The sequence below is a fragment of the Actinoallomurus sp. CA-150999 genome (assembly GCF_050942425.1).
Classification (GTDB): domain Bacteria; phylum Actinomycetota; class Actinomycetes; order Streptosporangiales; family Streptosporangiaceae; genus Actinoallomurus.
Map to the genome: position 1 here is coordinate 810382 of NZ_CP192063.1, position 17414 is coordinate 827795.

Genomic DNA, 17414 nt, shown 5'->3' on the forward strand with positions numbered 1-17414 from the left:
CACTGGGGAGACGCGGCGAGCGACGGGCAGCCGTCCTGGACGGTCGCTGCCGGGTGAGGGGGCCACGTGCACTTCCACGCGTACGCCTACCGCGGGCCCGGAGAAGCCGTCCAGACCTTCGACGCCGTACGGTCGCCGGGCGGCATCGGGTTCGAGACCTCGCCCGTCCCGCCCGAACGTACGTCCGCCTGGCTGGCCAAGCCCGCCCGCTTCATCAAGGCCACCTGGGACGATCCGGCGGAGGCCGTCGCCTGGCTGAAACGGCAGTACGCCGAGATCCAGCCGTCGCTCTCGCATCCCGAGTCGCAACGTCACGCCCCGGACGTACGGACCCTGGCCGCGACCGCCCTCGACACCCTCCAACGGGGCAACGATGTCGTCTGGGCCTGGTGGCTCACCGGCGGCAACTACATCGACATGGCCGTGGTGTGCTGCCCGAACCGCGACCTGGACACTCACTGTCCCCTTGGGCGCCGCTGATCGGCTGCATGCAGTGCGCGGGCCGGATCGGATCGGCTCGCGGAGTGGCCAGAAGCGGTTGGTAAAGGTTGCTTTACACTCTCTCGACTCCTAGTCAGGTTTCTTCTATCTTGCATGGGTTGCGCAGCCTTAGACGGGGGTCTGTCGCGTTGTCGCGTACACGCTGAGTAACGGCTATGTCGGCCGGTGGCGATGGCAGAAGCGAAGGGAACGGGGATGACGGGGAATCCGGATGACCGCCACGAACCGTTGGGGCTCCCCGGCTGGTGGCCTAAGGCCCGCGGGGAGGTTCGGTTCCCAACCGACGGAAGCCTGCCCACGGCAGCAAAGGCATTGGACGGACATCTGGACACCCTAAACGAGGCCATGAGGATACTGGCAGCTGAAGGGCTCGTCACTTCTGAGGATGTAGGGAACTGGGACGCCGGCCAAGAGTTGGCGCGAACGGTTAAGACCGCCCACGAGCACATCTTGGCGGTATATCGGGACTTCCAACGCCAACTCGCAGCGACGTCGCAACTGCTCGTGACGAATCACCGCCATCAAAATGATGCTGAGGAGGCATCATCCAAGGCGTCTCGGCGACTGGCCGGTGGCGAGCTTCCTTATTCTCAGCCAGATGTTCCGACGCAGCAGAGTGCGCCGTCCAAGGATTGAACGGGAACGGAAATGCTCGGTTCGAGGACATATACGATCAAGACGGGTGCGCAGCCGTCCGGGAATCCCGCCAACTACAACTATGTCCGGATAAAGACGCTGGTCGAAGCCACGAACCACGAGAAGGTGTCCACAGCCGGCGTGGCGTTCAACAACGCTGCGAAGCTCGTCGCCATGGCTGCTCACGAGCTGTATCTGGTCGGCACCAAGCTGTCAGAGAAGTGGGAGGGTGCCGATGCTGATGCGGCGCAGAAGGCGCTTGGACAACTGTACGCAACGGCGAATGAGTTGTTCGGGCGGAGCCAGCAGACCGGCTATGCGTTGCAGACATACGGCGCCGCATTGAAGCAGTTCAAAGGCCTTCAATGGCCGCAGTGGCCAGCTGATGACAGCCCGGTTCAGGACCAGCAGCGCCAGCAGGCTGCTGAGAAGGTGATGCAGGCCGTCAACAAACAGATCGCTGCGGCCTGGAGTTCCATGCCGGACAAGGTTCAGCAGAACCTGCCTGCCCTTGATGATAAACATCGAGGAACGCCCTACAACTCCGGTTCCCCCTCCCCTGGAGTAGGTGGAGGCGGCGGCGGTGCGCCGCGTGGCGTTACTCTGCCACAGTCACCGCACTCACCTGGATTGCCGCATTTGCCGCACGGAGGTGGAGACGGACTCCCCACAAACCCCGGCAGTGGGCACGGTACAGATCTCGCTGGTCTTCCATCGGCAGGCGGTGGGTTGGAGACTCCTTCGCCTTCGACCGGAGGTCCGTTGCCGCCGGGCCTGTCAGGTGGTGTCCCCCCATCCCCAGGAGGTGGTCTGACACCTGGAGGTATCGGCGGACCATCGCTGTATCCGGGCCCTGGTTCGATTCCTCGGATTGGTTCGGGTTCCAGCAGAGTCCCGTCGGAGGGACCCTCGTCCTCGGGCGTGAGCGGCGACAGCGCGGCGGCCCGCGCTGCTGCGATGGAAGACGCCGAGGCATCTCAAGCAGCACGCAATGAATTGACCGGGACTCAAATCGCGCCAGGTGGTGTGGCAGGGACGAAGGATACGGAACGTGAACGCACCACCTGGCTTGCCGAGGAAGAGGAGACCTGGGGAGCTGAAGCTGACGCTGTAGACCAGGTGCTGGGAATACCGTCGGCGGGCGGTTCCGCCGGCGAGGCGGAGACCGAACTGGACCGGAAGACGTGGTGTAACGAGGACCAGGAGATCTGGACCGGGGGAGAGGCGTTGCACTCCGGAACGATCGGTGAGGCACCGCCGCAGCGTGACGACGCCAATGCCGAGGACGTGACCGACGAACCCGACATCTTGGATCCCGAGCGGCTTCAAGAACTGCTGGACGTCATCGTCGCTGGAGATGAGGATATACCAGGCGGTTCGAAGAATACGGTCGGTACATCCACTGATCTCCTGGACGACCTGAATAGCGAAGGGGTCAACGACATCGACCGGTTGCTGAATGGCTAGGCGAGCTCTGACCTGGATTCGGCGCGCCCTCGCTGCAGCCGGCACGGTCACGGTGACCTTCACCACAGTGCCTATGGCCGGGGCGACTCCGCAGCCACGGAATGAGGAATGGTGGTTCTCCACCTGGGATATCCAGAAGAAGGTCTGGCCGCTTACGACCGGCCGGGGCATTACGGTCGCGGTGCTCGACACGGGGGTGAACGGGAAACTCCCCGATCTGGCGGATGTCGTTCTCCCCGGGACCGACCTGACGGGGCGGAAGGACGACGGCCGCATCGACTTCGACGCGGAGGGCGGTGGTCACGGCACCGGGATGACCGCTCTGATCTCGGCTCAGGGGCCGACGATGGTCGGAATAGCTCCAGGAGCCAAGATCCTTCCGGTCACCGTCTCCCGCGAACATGCGAACTACAGCAGCGGCGACGCTCAAGCAGATGGGATCCGGTATGCCGTCGACCACGGGGCCAAGGTGATCAGCATGTCCACCGGCGGCATAAGTCCTGATGGGCCGCTGGAGTGTGATTATTACCTTCAAAACGCCGTGGATTATGCGATCAAGCACGACGTGGTCTTGGTCGCCGCCGCAGGGAACGACGGGGACACTACCAACGCGCCGGCCTCTCCAGCGGCATGTCCGGGCGTCGTCGGCGTCGGTGCCGTCGACTATCAGGCGAGACCGTGGGTGAAGACCGCCCGACAGCCCTATGTTGTGGTCGCTGCGCCCGGGGTGGACACCGGGTCGATGGGTAGAGCCGGGGTGTTCAGCAACAGTTCCGGAACCAGCACATCGACCGCGCTGACTGCAGCAGCGGTGGCGCTGGTCCGGGCGAAGTTCCCGCAAATGTCGGGACGAGAGGTCGTCCAGCGGATCATCGCATCGGCGCTTGATACCGGGCCTCGCGGAGTCGATCTCCAGACCGGTTATGGCCTGCTCCGTCCGTACCACGCCCTCACCGACCGGGTGGCGGCCGACGCGCCGAACCCGGTCTACGATCGCTGGGACAAGGAACAGCGACAGAGCGGCATGACGATCACCCGTTCCCCCAAACCATCGGCCATCCATTCGGTCGTGGCGAAGCCGCACCGGAAATCCGGCGGCTCATCTTTGATTCTGTACACAGCGGCAGGACTCGTGATCCTGTCGCTGTTGGCCGGGGTCGGGGTGGTCGTCTTTCGCCACAAACGGGAGGTCCTCTCATGACGGTGGAAGGTGGGAGATGGGAAGGCAGAAGAAGTCACTGCCGCCGGGCTTCGGCGTAAAGATAAATCAGCTTCAGAAGAGGAGCAAGCAGGATCTGCGGAGGCAGGTCGCTTTCGCGGTTTTCTTCTTCACCGCGTTGTTCCTGGTGCCCGGCGTCGTGACTTTTACGAGTGGTGCATCGCCCGATCTTTCGATCCACAAGCTCCCCGCTTGGGGATTGTTGGTCGCCATTATTGGCCTGATGATTGGTGGCGACGTTCTCGCGGTGATGTCAATAAGCGGAGCCAGAGACGAGCAGCGCAAGAACCGTCTGTGTCTGGTCGCGTTCTGCCTGGTCGTGGCGGCATATCTGCTGATCGCGGTGTTCGCGTCCGTGTACACCTGAGACATGAGAGTTGGAGTAGGGGTATTTGGATGTCCACTCTTTCCGTACGGCCGGCTGATCTCGAGCACTATGGCGCCTTGGTCTCACGTGTCGGGGTCGCTGCGAAAAAAGCGCAATCGTATGTTGACGAACACGGTGCAGACTTCGGTGGCGCGTCTGGGCGCATTTGGTCTATTGTTTCCCGCTCACACGACGGCGCCATCAGTGCGGTGAACAAGATGCTTGGACATCTTGAAGAGATTGCCAACGAATCCAACGGCGGTCTGAAGCATGCGGCAAACTATTACCGGACGACAGAACATGCCACCGCTGCCAAGATTGATGCGACATATCCGGTGAAGCATCACGCATTGTCGGAGAAAGACCTCACTATGTCCCACTATGAGGATCTGACCGGCAATCCGCTTGCAACCCACAATTTTGTGGATACGAGCAATGCGCTCGCCGCCCTCGCGGAGCCCGATACTACGGAACTCGGGCCGTTCGAGAAGTTTGTTAATAATCCTGGCGGCGTCTTCGACTATCTTAGCCCATCGAATGCGGCGTGCAAGGTGATAGAACTCATCATCCATCACGACCCGATCGAGTGGTTCCTGGAGTGGTTTGATGGTGATTGGAAGAAGTGTTATGAGTGCGGAGGCGCCCTGGAAAATGTCGGGAAAATGATGGGAGTGACCTCCATCAATACGGTACATGGCGCTAACGAACTCCACAGCCTATGGCTGGGCAACACTGCTGACTCGGCATGGGATTACTTCGATGGATTGAGCGATGCGGTCAGCGAACAGCAAGAGGTGCTATCCAAGCTCGGCGAGAGATACAAGGTCACGGCCATGGGAATCTGCCGGCTCCAAGAGACGGCCGCCGGGATAATCAAGGGAATGATCGACGCAGCCCTGATCGCGTCGGCTGCGGCGGCGGGCGGCACGGTAACGGTAGAAACCGGAGCGGGACCTGCTATAGCTGGCATCATATCCGGTGTCGAGGCGGCGCGCATCTGGGAGATGTGGGAGCGCGCAAAGATGATTCCCGAGAAGGCAACTCAGGTCGGAAACAGCTTCGTGGGGTTTGCACAAACGGCCTCTTCGAAGACCGCTGACTTCGCCAAACATCCGCTTCCTAAGTCCGGATATAAGCCTCCCATGAAATAATGATCTAGAACGGAGCTTGTGTGCCATCTGGAAAGAACGACGCGCTGTGGGCAGAGTTGATGGACGTGGCGGGCGGAGACCCGGCACGCGCCGCACTTGTGAGATCGAGTCTTCGGAGCATTGCCGCCAGTCCTGCGCACAGTGCACTACGGGAGATGGCGCAAAATGTGCTGAGCGGACGTTCTGGATTTCGTGAGGCCGCGCTATCGGAGGCATACGGCCCGAATTTCACGAAGGCATTCCAGGTCTTCTGTTCGCACTATGAGCGATCTCCGGAGAGTAAGCGGCAAGAGATCGTAATCAAGGGGAACATTATTCTAGCGAAGATCAGAGAGCGGATATCCGAGGGTAAGGATTAAACGTTCTGGGGTGGCGCGAGGCGAGGGGTAACTGGACGCACGACACATGGTGCTACCTTTGCCGTCCAGAATGTCCGGGTAGGCGGACAGGAATAAGCGGACCACTTCGCCTGCCGGGAAGGGATGAACCGTTGCTGGCATCTCGTACGGCTCGGCAAGGTGGTGCGCGACGTTGACCTCAACTCTTGTTGAGGTCATACGGTCCTCCATGACGGCACGCGATCCGCGCTTGGGGGAAATCTCATGATCCTGGTCACTGGAGCGACCGGCAATGTCGGTCGGCACCTCGTCACTCGCCTGTCGGCGGCGGGTGTCCCGGTCCGTGCTCTCACCCGTGATCCCGAAGCGGCGGTCCTCCCCGAGGCCATCGCGGGGGATCTGGCTGATCCGGACAGCCTGGAGACGGCGCTCAAAGGTGCCGAGTCGGTGTTCCTCGTCTGGCCGTTCCTCACGACCGAGCAGGCGCCCGGCGTGCTCGAGGCGATCGGGCGGCACGCGCGCCACGTCGTCTACCTGTCCTCCCTCGGGGTGGACGACGACGCAGAGCGGCAAGCCGACCTGATCAATCAGTTCCATGCGAACATGGAGCGGCTCATCGAGACGAGCGGGCTGGAGTGGACCTTTCTGCGAGCGGGCACATTCGCCGCCAACGCCCTCGGCTGGGCCGAGCAGGTTCGCGCCGGAGACGTCGTCCGCTATCCCTTCGCCGGCGCCAAGGCGATCATCCATGAGGCCGACATCGCCGCTGCGGCGGCCCGTGCGCTGACCGAAGACGGGCACGTCGGCGCGAAGCACATCCTGACCGGGCCGGAGGCGCTGACCACGGCTGAGCGCGTTCAGGTGATCGGCGAGGCGATCGGCCGTACGCTGCGCTTCGAGAAGACTCCGGCCGAAGCGGCGCGGGCGCGGATGCTGGCCGACGGCTGGCCTCCCGCGCTCGTGGACGCCCTGCTGAGCGCGTCTGACGACCAGCCTGCCGTGGTCACCTCCACCGTCGAGGAGATCACTGGAGCACCGGCGCGAACGTTCCGCAACTGGGCCGTCGAACACGCCGACGCCTTCCGCTGAGCCCTCTTCCGATCGCCTCGTCGACGAGGCGGAACCGCTGGCCGCCCGTCTTCGCCTCCAGGGATGAACGTTGTCGGGGGTTGCGGGCCCGCGTCCGCCGCCTCACATCGCCGCGGCTTCTCGTCCGGGTAACCGCCTCTTCCCAATTCGGCGCGGGGGCGAGGAGGGCGGACGATCAGCTGCGGCCGAGGGCGCGGTACTCCCAGTCGGCGGCGCGCCAGGCGTTGGCGTCCAGGGTGTGTCGGCCGTCGACGAACCGGCGGTGCCGGACGACCTGGTGGAGGTTGCGGCTGCTTGGGCTTGGCCGCTTGAGGGCGGCCGGGCCGTAGGGTCTCCGGCCGCTCTTGCGCTGGTCACGAAGGGTGAGTTGACGAGTACCGTCCGATGCGCTTCAATAGGACCCATCGCCCCACTTGCCTAGGCGAGTGGGTCAGGCCCCGTCCTCATGGATGGGGCCTTGTCTTTTTCACCACTTTGTCGGGCGTTGCATCCGGCCTTGTCGATCCCACAGGGTGTCGGGGAATTGGCAGTCGCGAAGAGTGCTCGGGCGGATTTGACGGAAGAACGTCGGCGTGACCTGAAAGAGGGCGCCACTGCGTCTGTGTGGCGGATGTGGATTCGCGATGCCGATTCTGAGGTCAAGTTCATGGCGAACCATGCGGATCGGCTCCGCGAGGTCTGCGTCGTTTGTAATGATTACGGCGGTTTCGAAGTCGCTGCGGAACGCATCCGCGAGAAGATGAGTGGCGAGATTGACGTCTGAACCCTTTTCTTCCGTCTTTATCACTTCCACCGTTCGTGGGCCGTGCGCGGGAGGGTGCGCGAGGCGCATCCGCGTGGTCGTCTGCTGGAACCGCCCGAGGTGTACCTCCAGGTGCGGGATGGTGGCGAGCGCGCGCAGGTAGTACTGCTGCCGCTGGTGACATTGGGGGTCGTCCGGCCGGGGTGAGATCCGCGCGGTGAAGTAACGAATGCGATGTATCCGGTCATCCGGAAGGAGTCGTCGGGAAAGGGCATCAAGGTCGAGCCACTTGTACGGCGTCCCTTTGAGGCAGCCGTAGTAAAGATTGAACCCGTCGACGTAGACGTTGACTAACATGCGGTGATGGTATCGTCACCGAGCGTTAATTCGCACCTGTGTTCGGGATGGTCAAGGTGAGTCGGCTCGCGGGCGGCGGCAAAGCCCCCAAACCGGAAACATATTCGGATCTGTCGCTCAATCGGGCAAATCTCTGCGTCTCGGGATTGGCGGTGCGGATCGTGGTGGTCCGCGCCGCCGGATGAGTCGCTGAGTCGGCCGCGCGCGGTTGCGAGTGGCTCCGGGCCACCTGTGGCCGAATCACTCTCAGAGCTGCGACGGCGGGGTTACGTTGGCGGCGTCGACCCGACCGGCGGAGGAGTGACGATGTCCGATGAACGGCCCCCGGCGGCCGAGTCCCCGGTGCCCGAGATCGACACGACGGTGCCGCACTCGGCCAGGATCTTCGGGTACTGGCTGGGCGGGAAGGACAATTATCCGGTGGACCGGGCGGCCGGGGACCGGGTCCGGGAGCTGTTCCCGCAGATCGTCGACCTGGCGCGGGTCAGTCGGCAGTTCCTCGGCCGGGTCGTCCGTCACCTTGTCGCAGAGGAGGGGGTCCGGCAGATCCTCGACATCGGCTCGGGCCTGCCCACCGTCGACAACACCCATGAGGTGGCGCAGCGGGTGGCGCCTGAGACGCGGGTCGTGTACGTGGACAACGACCCGCTGGTGTTCGCGCACGCCCGGGCGCTGCTCGCCGGAGCGTCCGAGGGCACGGCCGAGTTCGTCCACGCCGACGTGCACGAACCGGAGGAGATCCTCAAGGCCGCGGCCCGGACGCTCGACTTCGACCGGCCCGTCGCGGTCGTCCTGATGGGCGTCCTCGCCCACGTGGCGGACTATGACGAGGCCCGGTCGATCGTACGGCGGCTGCTCGACCCTCTTCCGTCCGGCAGCCTCCTCGCGGTCCGGGACGGGACCGACACGGACGAGGCGTACGTCGAGGCCACCCGTCAGTACGCCGCGGGCGGCGCGGTCCCGTACAACCTTCGCAGTCCGGAGCGGATCGCCGGGTTCCTCGACGGTCTCGAACTCGTCGAGCCGGGGGTGGTGTCGTGCCCGCTGTGGCGGGCGGAGACGACGTCGCCGGTGCCGGTCGAGGAGGTGCCGGTGTACGGCGGTGTCGGCCGGAAGCCCTGACCGCCCTCCGCTCAGGGCTTGTGGCCCATGCCGCCGAGCGTCTCGACCCGCGGCGGAAGGCCGAACGGACTGTGCTCGGGACGCCACTGGGACACCGGCACCACGCCGGGCTCCAGGAGTTCCAGGCCGTCGAAGAAGCGGGTGATCTCCTCTGGCGAGCGGAGGTGGTACGGGATCGCGCCGCCGCTGTTGTAACGCTGGTGCGCCTCCCGGCGCTTCGGGTCGGTGTTCGTCCCGTCGTTGAGCACCAGGTAGCTGCCGGACGGCAGGGCGTCCAAGAGCCGCCGTGCGATCCCGTGCGGGTCCTCCGGGTCGTCGATGTGGCCCATGATGCCGAGCAGCATCAGTCCCACGGGACGGTCGAAGTCCAGCGTCGCGGCGGCGGCTTCCAGGATGCGGTCGGGGTCGCGCACGTCCGCGTCGATGTAGTCGGTGGCGCCCTCCGACGTGCTGGTGAGCAGGGCGCGGGCGTGCGCCAGTACGAGGGGGTCGTTGTCGACGTAGACGATCCGTGTCTCGGGGGCCACCCGCTGGGCGATCTCGTGGGTGTTGTCCACCGTCGGCAGGCCCGTGCCGATGTCGAGGAACTGCCGGATCCCGACCTCCCCCGCCAGGTGACGGACCGCGCGGGCGAGGAAGTGCCGGACGGCGCGGGCGGCGTCGACGATGCCCGGGAAGACCTCCCGGAACTCATCGCCGGCCTGGCGGTCGACGGGATAGTTGTCCTTCCCGCCGAGCCAGTAGTTCCAGATCCGGGCCGAGTGCGGCACGGTCGTGTCGATCTCGGGAGGGGCCTGCCGGTCGGGCGGCGACGGGGTGGTTCCGGGGGGCTGCGATGCGGGCGCTTCGTCGGTCACGGGGAAAACCTTTCCTCGATGCCGCGGGGAGGATGCCGTGGGGCAAACCGACCAATCCGGTTCGCACGGCCGAGGCTATCGTGAGAGGCTTCGAACGCGATCAGTGTCGGTGACGACTGTGGAGCGGAGAGGACGGCATGGTCACTGTCCCCCTCGGCGGTGGCGTGGCCGACAGCGCTCTGCTGGCCTACCGCCAGGCCGGTCCCACGGTGCTGCGGATGCTCGTCGGCGCCCAGCTGCGCCGGCTGCGCGAGGCTCAGGGTCTCACCTGTCAGAGCGCCGGAGCGGCGATCCACGCGTCGCACTCCAAGATCAGCCGCCTGGAGCTGGGACGGCGGGGTTTCAAGCAGCGCGACGTCGCCGAACTGCTCACCCTCTACGGCGTGGAGGACGAGGCCGAGCGCGCGACCCTGCTGACTCTCGCCGAACTGGCCACCGCGTCGCCGTGGTGGCGGGAGTACGCCGACGTCGTCCCCCGCTGGTTCGAGGACTATCTCGGGCTGGAGCAGGCCGCCAGCGTCATCCGCACCTACGAGGTGCAGTTCGTTCCCGGTCTGCTGCAGACGCCCGACTACGCCCGGGCCGTCGTCCGCCTCGCCCACGGCGACTACTCCGAGGCCACCATCGACCGTCGCGTCGCGCTACGGATGAAGCGGCAGCGGCTCCTGCTCGACCGGCCCAACCCGCCCAAACTCTGGGCCGTCATCGACGAGGCGGCGCTGCGCCGCCCCATCGGCGGCGCAGCGACCATGCGGGCCCAGCTCCAGCACCTCCTCGAGATCGCCGAGCTGCCCAACGTGACGATCGAGGTCATGCCGTTCAGCGCGGGCGGCCACGCCGCGGCCGGCGGCCCGATCACGCTGCTGCGCTTCCCCGAGGACGACATCCACGACGTCGTCTACCTCGAGCAGCTCACCAACGCCGTCTACGCCACGAAGACCACGGACGTCGACCACTACTGGCACGTCCTGAACCGCGTCGTCATCGAGGCCGAGCCGCCGAACGCGAGCGTCAAGATGCTCCAGCGGATCCTCCGCGAGACCTGATCAGGTCGACTTCCACTTCACGTTGCCGCGGACGTAGCCGGTGACGGAGTCGACCCATGAGCGGCCGGACTGGACCTTGAAGCAGGTGCCCTTCGCCAGCTTGTGCGGCTGGTTCAAGGTGTACCGGTGGTTCTTCGTCTTCAGCGTCACCCACTTGGTCAGGCCCACCTTGCTCTTGCAGGTGACCAGCCTGATCCCGATGCTCCCGCTGCCGGTCCGGGCGATCATGACGACCTGGAGAGTGCCCGGCTTGGTAACGGTGTAGACGTTCCTCGCCGTGCTCTTCTTGAAGGGGGCGGGGTGGAACGGGCCCCAGTTCCAATCTCCCACCGCCGTCGTGCCGACGGACTGGGTCGGAACGGCCGCCGAGGCGGAGGTAGCGGACAGGGCCACGGTGGCGGCACCGACGGCGATCGCCACGGCGGCGGACTTGAGGTACGGCATCATCGGCCTTTCACTCGGCGAATTGCTCGACTGATCGCGCATCCTCGCAGCGCATCATCGGCGGAGATAGAGGCTCAGAGCCCATTCACGGGGTGGTGAGATGGGGCGTCGGTCCTAACCGCTTACAGGGGAGATGACGGCCTGGACGCAGGCGCTGGCCGGTGGTCCGCCGGTGACCACGGTGCCGCCCGACATACCATGCGACTGAACGGGGGTTCCGGAGTCTCGATGCGAACACTGCTGATCGATAATTTCGACTCCTTCACCTTTAACCTCTTCCACCTGCTGGCCGAGGCGAACGGACGGCCGCCGGTGGTCGTGCACAACGATGTCGACTGGGCGACGCTGGACCCGCGCGACTTCGACAATGTCGTCATCTCGCCCGGCCCCGGACGTCCGGACCGCGAGCGGGACTTCGGGGTGTGCGCCCGCGCGATCCGTGAGTGGGACCTGCCCCTCCTCGGCGTGTGCCTCGGCCATCAGGGGATGTGCGAGCTGCTCGGCGGCACGGTCGAGCACGCTCCGGAGCCCGTGCACGGCCGGCCGTCCGCGATCCACCACACCGGGCGGGACGTGTTCACCGGGATCCCCTCGCCGTTCACGGCCGTGCGGTACCACTCGCTGGCCGTGACCTCGCTGCCGGAGGAGTTCGAGCCCGTCGCCTGGACGGCCGACGGCGTGCTCATGGGGGTACGCCACCGGACGCGGCCGCTGTGGGGCGTGCAGTTCCATCCCGAGTCGATCGGCACCGAGTACGGCCGCGAACTGCTCGCCAACTTCCGCGACCTCAGTGACCCTTCCCGGCCCGGGCCGGGTTCCCGGCCGGTCCCGGCGATCCTCGCCACGCCCCGGCCGGAGTCGGCTCCGGCGGATGCCCCATCCAGGTCCGAGTCCGTACCGGCGGACGCTGCCGTGCCCCGGCCGGAGCCGGGTCTGATGGATGCCGCCGCGCCGAGGCCGGAATCGGTTGCGGCGGATGCCGCCGTCTCCAGGTCCGAGCCGGTTCCGGTGGATGCCGCCGCGCCGAGGCCGGAATCGGTTCCGGTGGATGCCGCCGAGTCCAGGTCCGAGTCCGTTCCGAGGGACGCCGCCGTTCCTCGGCCTGAGGCGGCGGTTTCGAGAGACGCCGCCGCGCCTCCGTCCGCTTCGCCGTACCGGCTCGAGGTGCGGCGGCTCGACCGGGCGCCTGATCCGGAGACCGCCTACCGCGAGCTGTTCGCCGGCCGTCCGTGGAGTTTCTGGCTGGACGGTGCGGCCGGAGCCGACGTCGGGTCCCGCTTCTCGATCATGGGCGACGGCACCGGGCCGCTCGCGGAGTTCGTCACGTACCGGACGCGTGAGCGCACCGTACGCGTGCACCGCGCGGATCGGCCCGTCGAGCTCGCCCCCGGGCCGTTCCTCGACTACCTCGACGCCCGGCTCCGGGAGCGCGCCCTGCCTCCGGACGAGCGCCTGCCGTTCGACTTCGCCCTCGGCTACGTCGGCTACCTCGGCTACGAACTGAAGGCCGAGACCGGTGCCGCTGCCGTGTACGAGGCTCCGACGCCCGACGCCGCCCTGCTCTTCGCCGACCGCGCCGTCGTGATCGACCACGTGGAGGACTCCTGCTTCCTGCTATGCCTCGGCGAGGGCGACGACGACCCGCGGGCCGCCGCATGGCTCGACGCCACCGAGGCCCGGATCCGCCGCCTGCCCGCCGGAGGCGTACGCCGGCCGCCCGCACCTGACCTCGTGTCACCCCCAGCTGATCGCCTGCCGTTCGCAGCTGAGGTCGTGCCGCCCCCAGCCGATCGCCTGTCGTCCGCCGCTGACGTTGCACCGTCTCCAGCCGATCGCGTGTCGCCCGCGCCGGACCAAGTGCCCGCGCCGGGGCGAGTGCCGACCCTGCCGGGTCACGCGCCGGCCGTGCCGTACGCGCTGCGGCACGGTGAGGAGGCGTACCTCAAGCGGATCGCCGAGTGCCACCAGGAGATCCGCGATGGCGAGTCGTACGAGATCTGCCTGACCAACATGGCCGTCACGCGGGTGACCGTCGATCCGCTGCGAACGTACGGGTTCCTGCGCCGGATCAGCCCCGTGCCGTACGGCGCACTGCTGGACTTCCCGGGCGTCGCGGTGCTCAGCGCCTCCCCGGAACGCTTCCTGACCGTCGGGGCCGACCGGGTGGTCGAGTCCAAACCGATCAAGGGCACGCGGCCGCGCGGCACGACGCCGGAGGAGGACGCAGAGCTCCGCCGCGAACTGCGCGACAGCGCGAAGGACCGGGCGGAGAACCTGATGATCGTCGACCTGGTGCGCAACGACCTGGGCACCGTCTGCGAGGTCGGCTCGGTCCACGTCCCGCGCCTGTTCGCGGTCGAGTCGTACGCTCCGGTGCACCATCTGGTGTCGACCGTCCGGGGCACGTTGCGGCCGGGGGTCTCGGCGGTGGACTGCGTACGGGCGGCGTTCCCGGGCGGGTCGATGACCGGGGCGCCGAAGCTGCGCACCATGGAGATCATCGATCGGCTGGAGGAGGGGCCGCGCGGCGTGTACTCGGGGGTGCTCGGCTGGTTCTCCCTCAACGGCGCCGCGGACCTGGGCATGGTCATCCGTACGATCGTGATCACGCCCGAGGCGGTCGGTTTCGGAGTGGGCGGTGCGATCGTCGCGGCGTCCGACCCCGCTGCGGAGTTCGAAGAGACGCTGGTGAAGTCGCGGGCGATGGCCGCCGCACTCGGCTTGAGTATCGCCGTAGGTTCCGATTGAGTCATCGAGATCAGCTGTATGAGGCGAAATCGCACCATTTCCTATGACTGATCGTTAAGATCACAGCAACGGCCGTGACCTTTGAGTCCATGGGCGCGCCACTGCCGGGAGAGGTCGATGCTGTACGGACGTTCGGGCGAGCAGCGGGAGATCTCGCGACTCTTGGACTCGGCCCGATCCGGCCGAAGCGGGGCGCTGGTCCTGCGCGGCGCGGCGGGCATCGGCAAGTCGGTCCTGTTGACGCAGGCCGCCGCCGAGGCGACCCGGATGCGGGTGCTCCAGGTACGCGCGGTCGAGTCGGAGAGCGAGCTCCCGTTCGCCGCCCTGCAGCTCCTCCTGCGGCCCGTGCTCGACCGTGTCGACCGGCTGCCTCCCACGCAGGCCGAGGCGCTGCGCAGCGCGTTCGGGCTCGGCGAGGCGTCGATCCGCGACCGGTTCCTCATCGGCTTCGCGGTGCTGACCCTGCTGTCCGACCTCGGTGAGGACCGTCCCGTCCTCTGCCTGATCGACGACGCGCAGTGGCTCGACGGTGCCTCGACCGACGCTCTGACGTTCGCCGCACGGCGTCTGGAGGCCGACGCCGTCGCGATGATCTTCGCCGTACGGGACGACGCGCCCGCGCTGACCGGCGCCGACATTCCGGAGCTGCGGCTCGGCCGGCTCACCCCGCAGGCGGCCGAGGACCTGCTCGCCCAATACGCCGGGGACCTGGGCCCGCAGGTCCGTCAGCGCCTTCTCCAGGAGGCGGCCGGCAACCCGCTCGCGCTCATCGAACTGCCGAACATGCTCACCCCCGACCAGCGATCCGGCCGGCTGGGACCCCTCGCCGTCGCGGTCGACGGGGCGCCCCCGTCGAGCCGGGTGGAGGAGGCGTTCCAGCGGCAGATCAACGGCTTCCCCGAGGCGGCGCGGGACATGCTGCTCGTCGCCGCCGCGGACGACACCGGAGACGTCGCGGTGGTGCTGGGCGCGGCCGAGCGGCTCGGCGCCACCCCCGCCGACCTCGAGGCGGTGGAGCGGGCCGGCCTGCTCCACGTGTCGGCGACGGCGGTGGCCTTCCGGCACCCGCTGATCCGGGCGGCCGCCTACCAGTGCGCGCCGTACGCCCGGCGGGTCGCCGCGCACCGGGCGATCGCCGCCGTCCTGGAGCGGGCCGAGGACGCCGACCGGCGGGCGTGGCATCTGGCCGCCGCCGCGACCAGGCCGGACGACCAGGTCGCCGACGAACTGGAGAGCGTCGCCCGCCGGGCGCAGAAGCGCCAGGGCGCGGCAGTGGCGTCCGCGGCGTACGAACGCGCCGCTGAACTCACCTCGGACCCTCGCCTCGCGGCCTGCCGGCTGTCCGCCGCCGCGGAACTCGCGGTCCAGGCCGGGCAGTTCGGCCGGGCGACGGCCCTGGCCGACCAGGCCCTGCCGTTCGCCGACGACCCGAGGCCCCGCGCACGCATCGACCGCGTTCGCGCCTCGGTCGAATTCGAGCGGGGGTCTCTGGGCTGCGCCGGGCGCATCATGGTCGAGGGTGCCCGGCGGCTCGCGGCCTTCGACGCGACGGGCGCCGCCCACATGCTGCATCAGGCCGGCCGGAACGCGTCGTTCGCCGGCGACGCCGAACTCGCCCAGGCCGTCGTCGACGGCCTACGGGAGGTCGGCGAGGACACGGTCGCGCGCGGCATGAGCACGGTGGCGGCCGTGCTGGCGGACGAGGTCGTCGACGACCTCGGCCCGGTCCGGGACGCGGTCGCGTCCCTGCGCGCGGCGCCCGACGACAACATGGACCAGCGCCTGCTCGCCGTGTCCCTGAGCCTCATGGCGGGCGACGAGGTGACCGCCGCCGAACTGGCGGCCGCGGCCGTCACCCACTGCCGCGAACACGGCCTGATAGGAGTACTGCCGCAGGCGCTCGCACTGCTCGCCCAGTCCCACATGTTGCGCAGCCGCCTCGACGAGGCCGCCTCGGCCGCCGCCGAGGCGCTGGACGTCGCGCGCGACACCGGGCAGGCCCACCGTGTCGAGTACCTCGGCGGCGTCGTGGCCTGGCTGGCGGCGATCAAGGGCGACGACGAGCTCTGCGACCGGCTGGTCCGGGGCGCCGACGGGGCGGGCGAGGCCGGCCGGGTGATGGCGTCATGGGCGTCGGGCCTGCTGCACCTCGGCCGCCGCCGCACGTCGCCGGCCCTCGAACGGCTCGCCCTGATCTGGAACGGAGGCCGCCGGCACCAGACCGTCGCGCTGTACGCCGCCCCCGAGGTGATCGAGGCGGCGGCCCGCGCCGGACGGCCGGATCTCGCCGAGGAACCGATGTACCGGCTCGACCGCTGGGCCACCGCGATCGGGCGACCGTGGTCCGCGGCGGTGGTGGCCCGGTGCCGGGCACTCCTCGCCCCGGACGACGAGGCCGAGCGGTACTACGCGGAGGCGGTGCGCCTCTACGCGCATGAGGTGATCCCCGACCAGCCCTTCCAGCACGCCCGCGCCGAACTCCTCTACGGGGAGTGGCTCCGCCGGAAGCGGCGCCGCGCCGAGGCACGCGAACACCTCCGCGCGGCCTTCGAGATGTTCGACCACCTCGGTGCCGCGCCGTGGGTCGAGCGCGCCCGCGCCGAGCTTCGCGCCTCCGGCGAGGACGCCGTCTCCGCGACCCCCGGCCCGGCCGGCCTGCTCAGCCCACAGGAGAGCCAGGTCGTACGGCTGGCGGCGGCGGGCCTGTCGAACCGGGAGATCGGCGCCCAGCTGTTCCTGAGCCCGCGCACGGTCGGCAACCACCTGTACCGGGCGTTCCCCAAGCTCGGCGTCGGCTCGCGCAGCGAGCTGAGCGAACTGGACCTGAGCGCACTCGGCTGACGCGCGCCCCGCACTTAGGCGGGGGACCCGGAGTCCCAGCCGGAATTAGGTCCTGCGGCTCAAGCGCGGCTTAGTGAGGATCACTAACGTTTACGGCGAGGCGTCGGGTCATTCTTCCGGCGAGGTCACCGCCCCGCCCGGCGTCCGTCTGCTCATTCGCGCGGTCTCGGCGACTCAATCGGCGCGCGTCGGCCCGCCGGAGGATGAGTCGCCGGTACTCAGGAACTCCCGGCACCACCGTCGCTAACGTCGTCCTCGCAAGCGCAAATCCGAGGGCGGGGTCCCCAACTCGTGCCCTCGGAACAAGTCGGACGAAAGATCGCCGGGCTTCCCGGCACACGTCAGGGGCGCCCCGTACGATCGGGACGCCCCTGACGCGCGTTCGGGGAACCGTCGTGGCCAGGGATACGCCGGCGACGACCGTCGCGGACGCCGTCAGGGCGAAAACGACGGGCCGCCGGTGACCACGGGCGACACGCCTTGATGCCC

The 17414-nt window shown here is 67.7% G+C and carries 13 protein-coding genes; 10 read left to right on the forward strand and 3 right to left on the reverse strand.

Going from position 1 to position 17414, the window contains the following annotated elements; translation table 11 throughout:
- Positions 1–66: 66 nt before the first annotated feature.
- The 6 genes from ACQP2O_RS03970 to ACQP2O_RS03995 all read left to right on the forward strand — a co-directional run bounded on the left by ACQP2O_RS03970 (position 67) and on the right by ACQP2O_RS03995 (position 6768).
- Positions 67–480: a hypothetical protein gene (locus tag ACQP2O_RS03970; RefSeq protein WP_433179968.1), complete on the forward strand. Its 414-nt coding sequence runs from the start codon at positions 67–69 to the stop codon at positions 478–480.
- A 669-nt stretch (positions 481–1149) separates the two neighbouring features.
- Positions 1150–2604 (forward strand): hypothetical protein, encoded by a 1455-nt coding sequence (locus ACQP2O_RS03975; RefSeq protein ID WP_433179970.1) that lies wholly within the window; start codon positions 1150–1152, stop codon positions 2602–2604.
- A gap of 52 nt (positions 2605–2656) precedes the next feature.
- On the forward strand, positions 2657–3805 hold the full coding sequence (locus ACQP2O_RS03980) for a S8 family serine peptidase (RefSeq protein WP_433179972.1): 1149 nt from the start codon (positions 2657–2659) through the stop codon (positions 3803–3805).
- Between the two features lie 16 nt (positions 3806–3821).
- Positions 3822–4190 (forward strand): hypothetical protein, encoded by a 369-nt coding sequence (locus ACQP2O_RS03985; RefSeq protein WP_433179974.1) that lies wholly within the window; start codon positions 3822–3824, stop codon positions 4188–4190.
- A 29-nt stretch (positions 4191–4219) separates the two neighbouring features.
- The gene (locus ACQP2O_RS03990) at positions 4220–5341 is read left to right on the forward strand and encodes a hypothetical protein (RefSeq protein WP_433179976.1); all 1122 of its coding nucleotides are present in this window, start codon (positions 4220–4222) and stop codon (positions 5339–5341) included.
- Between the two features lie 602 nt (positions 5342–5943).
- Positions 5944–6768 (forward strand): NAD(P)H-binding protein, encoded by an 825-nt coding sequence (locus tag ACQP2O_RS03995; RefSeq protein WP_433179978.1) that lies wholly within the window; start codon positions 5944–5946, stop codon positions 6766–6768.
- A 466-nt stretch (positions 6769–7234) separates the two neighbouring features.
- On the opposite strand, the gene ACQP2O_RS04000 is transcribed toward ACQP2O_RS03995, so the two are convergent.
- On the reverse strand, positions 7235–7867 hold the full coding sequence (locus tag ACQP2O_RS04000; protein ID WP_433179980.1) for an NYN domain-containing protein: 633 nt from the start codon (positions 7865–7867) through the stop codon (positions 7235–7237).
- Between the two features lie 306 nt (positions 7868–8173).
- Between ACQP2O_RS04000 and ACQP2O_RS04005 the strand changes: the two genes are divergently transcribed.
- Positions 8174–8989: an SAM-dependent methyltransferase gene (locus ACQP2O_RS04005; protein WP_433179982.1), complete on the forward strand. Its 816-nt coding sequence runs from the start codon at positions 8174–8176 to the stop codon at positions 8987–8989.
- Positions 8990–9000: 11 nt separating this feature from the next.
- Here the strand turns inward: ACQP2O_RS04005 and ACQP2O_RS04010 are convergent, their stop codons facing one another.
- Entirely contained in the window at positions 9001–9846 is an 846-nt protein-coding gene (locus ACQP2O_RS04010) for an SAM-dependent methyltransferase (RefSeq protein WP_433179984.1), read from the reverse strand.
- A gap of 137 nt (positions 9847–9983) precedes the next feature.
- Here ACQP2O_RS04010 and ACQP2O_RS04015 point away from each other — a divergent pair, with 137 nt between their 5' ends.
- Positions 9984–10892: a helix-turn-helix domain-containing protein gene (locus tag ACQP2O_RS04015; RefSeq protein ID WP_433179986.1), complete on the forward strand. Its 909-nt coding sequence runs from the start codon at positions 9984–9986 to the stop codon at positions 10890–10892.
- Here ACQP2O_RS04015 and ACQP2O_RS04020 read toward each other — a convergent pair whose 3' ends face one another.
- Positions 10893–11339, reverse strand: coding sequence for a hypothetical protein (locus ACQP2O_RS04020; RefSeq protein WP_433179988.1), 447 nt, complete (start codon positions 11337–11339; stop codon positions 10893–10895).
- 225 nt (positions 11340–11564) lie between these two features.
- On the opposite strand from ACQP2O_RS04020, the gene pabB reads away from it, so the two are divergent.
- Both pabB and ACQP2O_RS04030 read left to right on the forward strand, forming a co-directional pair.
- A complete protein-coding gene (pabB, locus tag ACQP2O_RS04025; protein ID WP_433179990.1) occupies positions 11565–14084 on the forward strand; it encodes an aminodeoxychorismate synthase component I in 2520 nt (839 codons plus the stop codon).
- 117 nt (positions 14085–14201) lie between these two features.
- Positions 14202–16925 carry a helix-turn-helix transcriptional regulator gene (locus tag ACQP2O_RS04030; protein WP_433179992.1) on the forward strand — a complete coding sequence of 908 codons (2724 nt, stop codon included), beginning with the start codon at positions 14202–14204 and terminating at the stop codon, positions 16923–16925.
- Positions 16926–17414 lie beyond the last annotated feature (489 nt).

Coding starts and splice junctions, on each gene's coding strand:
- ACQP2O_RS04005 (WP_433179982.1), top strand. CDS start 8,174: ATGTCCGATGAACGGCCCCCGGCGGCCGAGTCCCCGGTGCCCGAGATC.
- ACQP2O_RS04030 (WP_433179992.1), top strand. CDS start 14,202: ATGCTGTACGGACGTTCGGGCGAGCAGCGGGAGATCTCGCGACTCTTG.
- pabB (WP_433179990.1), top strand. CDS start 11,565: ATGCGAACACTGCTGATCGATAATTTCGACTCCTTCACCTTTAACCTC.
- ACQP2O_RS04015 (WP_433179986.1), top strand. CDS start 9,984: ATGGTCACTGTCCCCCTCGGCGGTGGCGTGGCCGACAGCGCTCTGCTG.
- ACQP2O_RS03995 (WP_433179978.1), top strand. CDS start 5,944: ATGATCCTGGTCACTGGAGCGACCGGCAATGTCGGTCGGCACCTCGTC.
- ACQP2O_RS03975 (WP_433179970.1), top strand. CDS start 1,150: ATGCTCGGTTCGAGGACATATACGATCAAGACGGGTGCGCAGCCGTCC.
- ACQP2O_RS04020 (WP_433179988.1), bottom strand. CDS start 11,339: ATGATGCCGTACCTCAAGTCCGCCGCCGTGGCGATCGCCGTCGGTGCC.
- ACQP2O_RS04000 (WP_433179980.1), bottom strand. CDS start 7,867: ATGTTAGTCAACGTCTACGTCGACGGGTTCAATCTTTACTACGGCTGC.
- ACQP2O_RS03990 (WP_433179976.1), top strand. CDS start 4,220: ATGTCCACTCTTTCCGTACGGCCGGCTGATCTCGAGCACTATGGCGCC.
- ACQP2O_RS03985 (WP_433179974.1), top strand. CDS start 3,822: ATGGGAAGGCAGAAGAAGTCACTGCCGCCGGGCTTCGGCGTAAAGATA.